Source organism: Cupriavidus sp. SIMBA_020 (assembly GCF_046535395.1).
In the GTDB taxonomy this organism is placed as follows: Bacteria; Pseudomonadota; Gammaproteobacteria; order Burkholderiales; family Burkholderiaceae; genus Cupriavidus; species Cupriavidus campinensis.
The window spans coordinates 1-237 of the sequence record NZ_JAWRWU010001622.1 but is presented as its reverse complement, the minus strand read 5'-3'; the positions used below and the strand labels follow the sequence as shown (position 1 = coordinate 237).

Below are 237 nucleotides of genomic sequence, written 5' to 3'. Positions count from 1 at the left end.
CCGATATACCGATTTCGACCGGGCGCTCGTGCACAGCCGCGCCGCCCAGTTCCGCGACCAGCTCGAGCGCTGGCAGCACGGCACGCTGAGCGAGGACGCATTCCGGCCGTTGCGCCTGCAGAACGGCTGGTACGTGCAGCGCCATGCGCCGATGCTGCGCGTCGCCGTGCCGTACGGCGAATTGTCGAGCGCGCAGCTTCGCGTGCTCGCGCGGATCGCACGCGACTACGACGTGCC

The 237-nt window shown here is 70.0% G+C and carries 1 pseudogene; it reads left to right on the top strand.

The features are described from left to right. Positions 1-237: pseudogene (locus tag SB751_RS35110) on the top strand (nitrite reductase); the annotation flags it as partial.